General features: G+C 66.5%; 4 protein-coding genes. 3 read left to right on the forward strand and 1 reads right to left on the reverse strand.

Going from position 1 to position 6557, the window contains the following annotated elements; genetic code table 11:
- On the reverse strand, positions 1 to 1019 hold a 1019-nt coding region (gene folP / locus SY1_RS11845), incomplete at its 3' end, for a dihydropteroate synthase (RefSeq protein WP_208873878.1).
- 457 nt (positions 1020 to 1476) lie between these two features.
- On the opposite strand from folP, the gene SY1_RS11850 reads away from it, so the two are divergent.
- Genes SY1_RS11850 through SY1_RS11860 form a run of 3 tightly spaced genes read left to right on the forward strand, consistent with a single transcriptional unit; the run spans position 1477 to position 6437 of the window.
- Positions 1477 to 2193, forward strand: a complete 717-nt coding sequence (locus SY1_RS11850; protein ID WP_208873879.1) for a TetR/AcrR family transcriptional regulator — start codon at positions 1477 to 1479, stop codon at positions 2191 to 2193.
- Positions 2194 to 2223: 30 nt separating this feature from the next.
- Entirely contained in the window at positions 2224 to 3333 is a 1110-nt protein-coding gene (locus tag SY1_RS11855) for an efflux RND transporter periplasmic adaptor subunit (protein WP_208873880.1), read from the forward strand.
- Entirely contained in the window at positions 3330 to 6437 is a 3108-nt protein-coding gene (locus SY1_RS11860; protein WP_015557164.1) for an efflux RND transporter permease subunit, read from the forward strand. The genes SY1_RS11855 and SY1_RS11860 overlap by 4 nt, the downstream gene beginning before the upstream one ends.
- Positions 6438 to 6557 lie beyond the last annotated feature (120 nt).

The raw sequence follows: 6557 nt of genomic DNA on the forward strand, positions 1-6557 counted from the left end.
AGTTCCTTGAGGAGGGTCAGGTTCTCCTGACCGCCCTTGCCGAGCCCGATGCCGGGGTCCAGGATGATGCGGTCCCGGCTCAGGCCCGCCGCTTCCGCGGCGCGAAGCCGCTCCTCGAAGTAGAGGTGGAGCTCCGTCATCAGGTCCTCGCTGGGCGGGACGTCCTGCATGGTGGAGGGACGCCCCTTGATGTGGGAGAGGATGTAGGGCAGGCCCGTAGCGGCCGCGCAGGGCAGCATGGCCTCGTCCAGGAGGAAGCCGCCCACGTCGTTGATGACGTCCGCTCCCTCCTCCGCCGCCGCGCGGGCCACGGCCCCCTTGTAGGTATCCACAGAGATCACGGCGTCCGGGCAGGCGCGCCGCAGCACCCGAAGCGCGGGCAGGAGGCGCTCCAGCTCATCCTTCTCGGAGACGGGAAGGGAGCCAGGGCGGGTGGACTCCGCCCCCAGGTCCAGGACGTCCGCGCCGTCCGCGAGCATCTCCTGGCCCCGGCGCAGCAGGTCCTCCGTGCCGTCGACGCGGCTTGCCGGGTGGAAGGAGTCCGGCGTGAGGTTCAGGATGCCCATGACCTTCGTCTCGCGGTTCAGTTCGAGGCTGCGCCCGCCGGGCAGGGCGAGGCGCCATCGGTCGGCCCTCAGCCCCCGGACGGCGGAGGACAGCGCCGCCCGGAGCTCCGGAAGCCCCCAGCAGTCCAGGGATTCGAGTTTTTGCAGCAGCCGGTCGATCTGAGAGTCCGTCCCCATCAAGAGGACCCCGCTGGTCTTACACGTCCCGTCGATGACGCCCCGCGCGACGACGGCGTCGCCCCCGCGGGCCAGAAGCTCCTGCTTGAGGAACGCCGCGGCGCGGTAGTCCGCCTCGGGCACGAAGAGGTGCAGCACCCGCCGCTTGGGGCCAAGGTAGCGCAGCGATCGGGGGTCGGCCCCGATGCGCTCGACGATCGCGGCGAGGTCGTCCGCCTCCGTCGCAGTCAGCGGAAAGACGGCCGCTCCCGTTTGTTTGACGTCCTTTTCCTGCATTGGTCTGCCTCCTGACGTTTTGTGCGGCCGGCGGTCTGGAGGGGACATAAAGTCCCTGGTCCTCCGAAACCTGAACGGCCGCTTCATCCGCCCGTTATTGTATAGCAAAACATCAGTCGCAGCAAGGAACTGGCGGTCGATGTCGGTCCTCCCCCCGCCCGGAGCGGTCGCACCACCGCGCTGCCCTTGCCCTTCGTGAACCGGGCGCCGGCGACGCTGCCGTGCGGAGCGCGCAGCCGCTGTCCCCATATGGGCCTCAGGACCCGTTGACCTTTGATCGAAAAACAGTATAATCGTACAACCCAGTGGTTGGACCACTCGGTCGAAACGACCGGTTGGGCCGATGGGCCTTGGGTTGGGACGGGAAGGGTGAGAGTGGTGAGACCGCTTTTGATTAGGATGCCGTTCTTCGGCGAGTGGAGTGGGGGAGGTGGAGGCTATTTCGAGGCGCGACGGGTTGAGTGAGGAGAAACGCCAGGCGCTGATCGATGCAGCCGTCGGCGAGTTCAACGAGCACGGGCTTGAGAACGCTTCGTTCAACCGGATCATCGAACGGTCCGGCGTCAGCAAGGGAACCGTTTACTATTACTTCGAGAACAAGGGCGCGCTGCTGGACATGGTGCTTCAGGACATTGGGGAGCGCGCCCTGCGGGCGCTGCCGGAGCGGCCGCTGCCGGAGACGGAGGACGAGTACTGGCCGGCCCTGTGGGAGGAGCAGGAGCGCGAGTTCGACTTCTTCGCGGACAACCCGGAGCTTGGGCAGATCATGATGCTCTCCCTGGGGGAGTGTGGGATCGGGGACGGCGAGGGACGGATGCTCCACGGCTCCCTGCTTCACCTGTTCCGGCGCAAAGAGGCGCTGATCCGGCGGGGACAGGAGCTGGGCCTCGTGCGAAGCGACCTCGGCGTAGGCCCTCTCATGAACGTGATGCGGTCGATCGGCAAGGCCCTCTGCGTTTCGATCTTAGGGGCCGACGTCCGGTCGTTCATGGCGCTTCCCGCCGCGGAGCGGGTGGAGCGGTCCCACCGCTACCTTGCCCTCATGCAGGACCTGGCGCTGCGGGTGTTGAGCGCGGGCGAGGTCGGGGCGGGCGGAGTCGTCGAGCGCTGGAGAGCGGCGGAGGAAGGGGCGGTTCTGTCGCTCCGGTCGGGCTCCATGAGCTTTGCAGGATAAGGAGTGATTGCGCGTATGTGGAGGAACTTGATGGGCGTTCTGAATAAGGTGCGGGTGCTGCTGTGGGTCGGGGCCCTGGCGATGGTGGGGACGCTGGTGACCGTCCAGGTCATGGCGAAGATGGAACAGGCGGAGGCGAACCTGCGCTCCCTGGAGCGCGAGACGGAGACCGTCTATCCCGTCACGACGGAGGTCCTGAAGACCTCCGACTGGAACACGTGGCGGAGCTACTACGGGCAGGGCAAGTCGGCCCACACCCAGAACGTGACGGCCTACGAACGCGAGATCGTGCGCGCGGTCCACGTGCAGGTGGGGGATCGCGTCAAGCCGGGGCAGACGGTGGTCACCCTCATGGTGGCGGACCGTGGGGCCAGGGTGCAGGCGCAGCTCACGGGTTACGACGAGGCGAAGCTGAACTACAACCGGCTGAAGGAGCTGCACGCCAAGGGCGGAATCTCGCAGTCCGAGGTGGACTCCGCCTACGCGACGCTGAAGTCCGCCGAGGCGCAGCTGAAGAGCTCCCAGTCCACCCTGCAGCGCACGGAGCTGAAGGCCAGCATCGAGGGCATCGTGGCCGCGCGCAACGTGGAGGCGGGCGAGGTGGCGGAGGCGGGGATGACCCTCATCGCCATCGTGGACCCGCGGGAGATGGAGGCCGAGCTCATGGTTTCCAAGAAGGACATCTTCAAGATCAACAGGAACACCTCCGTGGACGTCTACGTCGATGGCGTGCGGAGCGCGGGCTGGGTGAAGCGCACGAGCCCCGAAGCCCAGACGGGGTCGGGCCTGTACCCCGTCGTCGTCGGCCTGCCGGAGAAGAGCGGCATCCTGCCGGGCTCCTACCTCGAGGGGCGCTTTTTTGGTGGACCATCAGCCGGGCGTCATCGTCATCCCCTCCAACGTCGTGATCTACCGCAGCGGCGGCCAGGCCGTGTACCTGGCGTCGGGCGACGTGGCCCACAGCGTCCCCATCACCACGGGCGACGGGCGCGAGGGCCGCGTGGTGGTCACCTCGGGGCTCAAGGCGGGCGACGAACTGATCGTCAGCGGCAGCCGCGTGCTTTACGAGGGCGCCGCCATCACGCGGGACGCGCCCGGCGGGGCTCAGAAGATGTAGGGGGGACGAGGCTCACACCATGAGAAGTTTTGTCCGCTTCTGCATCTACCACCCCGTTTTCACGGCCTGTTCGGTGGTCGTCTGGGTCCTGCTGGGCGTCAGCAGCTACTTCACGCTAGGCGTGACGCTCTACCCGGACGTGGAGCTGCCCTTCGTCCTGGTGCGGACCACCTACGACGGCGCAGGCCCCAACGAGATCGAACAGCTGGTGACCAAGAGGATCGAGGACGAGTTGGCCGACGTGGACAACCTGAAGTCCCTCACCAGCTACTCCCAGGACGGCGTGTCCATGATCGCCGTGGAGATGGAGTCCGGGACGAATCAGGACCTGGCGCTCTTGAACGTCAACAACGAGGTCAAGGCGGCAATCCCGGACCTCCCGGACGGCGCGGACGAGCCCGTCTGCATGAAGTTCGACATCAGCTCTCAGCCCTTCCTCACCGTCGCCTTTGCCGCGGACTCCATGCCGGAGAAGGCGGCGAAGAAAATCATCGAGGACCGCATCCAGCCCATCGTGTCGCGCGTCGAGGGCGTGGGGCAGGCCTACGTCTCCGGAGGCCGGGACCGCCAGATCCAGATACTGCTGGACCCCTCGGCGCTCAACGAGTACGGCATCAACTACCTCCAGGTCTGCAACGTGGTGGCGGCCAACAACCAGACCACGCCCACCGGCTACGTCACCCAGAGGCAGGACGAGATATCCCTGCGCCTGGTGGGCGAGTTCAACGACGTGGAGCAGCTGGAGAACATCCTGATCCCCACCTCCAGGGGAGAGCCGGTGCGGCTCTCCATGCTGGGGCAGGTGGTGGATGCGGAGGTGGACCAGCGCAGCCTCGCCCGCGCCAACGGCAGCCCCGTGGTGCTGCTGCGCGTCAGCCCCAGCTCCAACGCGGACGTCGTGAAGGCCGGCGCGGAGATCAAGCGCCAGCTGGCGCGCCTGATGAGGGACTACCCCGCCTTCACCTACGAGTACACCCAGGACGACACCTCCTACGTGGAGTCCGCCGTCAAGAACATCGTGCGGGACACGGGCATCGGCATCCTGCTGACGGCCCTGGTGATCTACCTCTTCCTTGGGCGCCTGTCGGCCACCTTCATCGTGGCCTGCTCCATGCCCGTGGCCTTCGCGGCCACCTTCGTGCCGCTCCAGATGTACGGCTACACGCTGAACCTGATGAGCACCCTGGGGTTGGCTCTCTCCATGGGCACGCTGGTGATGAACGCCATCCTCATCATCCAGAACATCTACCGCTACCGCGACATGGGCTGCGACCCCTTCAAGGCGGCGGAGGACGGGACGGTGGAGATATCGGTCTCCGTCCTGGCGGGCGTCCTGACGAACCTCGGCGTGTTCATGCCCGTGGCCATGATGAACACGATTTCGGGCCAGTTCCTGAGGCCCTACGCCGTCACGATCGTCTACGCCACGATCTTCTCGCTGTGGGTGACGATGGCCGTCACGCCCTGCATGGCGGCGCGCATCAGGCGCCAGGAGGGTGACGCGGAGCTGCCCCTCATGGGCCGCATCCTGACGGGGTGGTGGAATTGGCTCTTCGACGGGTTCCGCGACCTCTTCGTCCTCCTGCTGAAGGGGGCCATGCGGTTCCCGGCCTCCACAGTCCTCCTGGTGCTCCTGATGACCTGGGGCTCGCTGAAGCTGGGCGGCTTCGTCGGAACCCAGTTCATGCCGGAGTCGGACGACGGAACGATCCGCATCTTGGTGACGCTTGACAACAACGCCTCCATCACCCGGACGCGGGACGTCCTGGAGCAGGTCGAGGCCTTCATCGAGGGGATGGAGGACCGCAAGTGGATTCGCAGCGTCGTCTCGAGCGTGGCGGGGTCCATGCGCAGCCAGGCCTTGAACGAGGCGAACGTCAGCCTCTACCTCGTCAACGCGGAGGAGGGGCGGCCCTCCACCCAGGAGATCGCGGACCGCATCCGTCCCTTCCTTGCGACGCTTCCCGGCGTGGAGTACTCCGTTTCGGCAACCCGCGCCGGCTTCAGCGACCCCATCTCCATCGAGGTCAGGGGGACGGACCTGAACGTGCTGTACTCGGTGGCGGAGGAGATTCGCGCCCGCGGGCGCAAGGTGCCGGGCGTGCGCGACCTCGCGATCGGAATGGAGCTGGGCAAGCCGGAGCTTCGGGTGGAGCCCATCCGCTGGCGCCTCTCGCCCCTGGGGCTCAACATTGCGGATCTGGCGCGCATCGTCCGCGGCTACCTCATCGGCATGAATTCGGGAAAGTTCCGCCAGGACGGCTACGAGTACGATATCAAGGCGCGGCTCAGCCGGGAGAAGGCCGGGGACATCTTCAAGGTGCATGAGCTGCCCGTCATGACGGGCAACGGCCTGGTGCCCCTCGACGAGATGGCGAACGTCGTCTGGGGCGACGCGCCGACGGAGATTCAGCGCAAGGACCGCGTCCGCATCGTGCCCGTGACGGGCCGCGTGCGCTACATCACGACGGGCGAGGGCAACGCGCGCATGAAGGAGATAACGGACGCCATGACCCTGCCCGAGGGCGTCACGATCTCCTTCGGCGGCGAGGCCGAGGACATGGCGGAGGAGTTCGCCGAGCTGATCCGCACCCTCGTCATCGCCATCGTCATCACCTACCTGGTGGTGGCGGCCATCCTGGAGTCCTGGACCTACGCGGCGATTATCCTCTTCACGGTGCCCATGGCGGCCATCGGCGTGGTGCCGGCCCTGATCGTCACGGGCGTCAACATCTCGATCTTCGCCATCATCGGCATGATCATGCTGGTGGGCATGGTGGTCAACAACGCCATCGTCATCGTGGACTACGCCGAGGTCCTGAGGGGGCAGGGCAAGCACCCCTACGAGGCCATCGAGGAGGCCTGCGTGGTGCGCTTCAAGTCCCTGGTCATGGCGGTCGTCACGTCTGTCGTCTCCCTGATCCCCCTGCTCTCGACGGGACGCGGGGCCGAGATGAAGCTTCCCATCGCGGTGGTCGCCATCGGCGGGCTGCTGGCGGGCGGCTCTTTGGCGATGGTCTTCATCCCGTCGGCGTACAAGCTCACCTGGCGCATCCGGCTGTTCCTGGGGAGGCACAGGGGCGCAGGGGCCAACTGGCGGAGGGGCACGCAGAGGTGTAAAGCGTAAAAGCAGGGGCGGCGGGATTGATCCCGCCGCCCCTGCTTTAAACTTTGTGCCGCAATCGCTGACGCGATTGCATAAGCTGCGTCGTCTGGCCGAGCTACGGAAGTCCCCCGGACTTCCTTC

It is taken from the genome of Fretibacterium fastidiosum, from assembly GCF_000210715.1.
GTDB classification, from domain to species: domain Bacteria; phylum Synergistota; class Synergistia; order Synergistales; family Aminobacteriaceae; genus Fretibacterium; species Fretibacterium fastidiosum.

Coding starts and splice junctions, on each gene's coding strand:
- SY1_RS11855 (WP_208873880.1), top strand. CDS start 2,224: ATGGGCGTTCTGAATAAGGTGCGGGTGCTGCTGTGGGTCGGGGCCCTG.
- SY1_RS11860 (WP_015557164.1), top strand. CDS start 3,330: ATGAGAAGTTTTGTCCGCTTCTGCATCTACCACCCCGTTTTCACGGCC.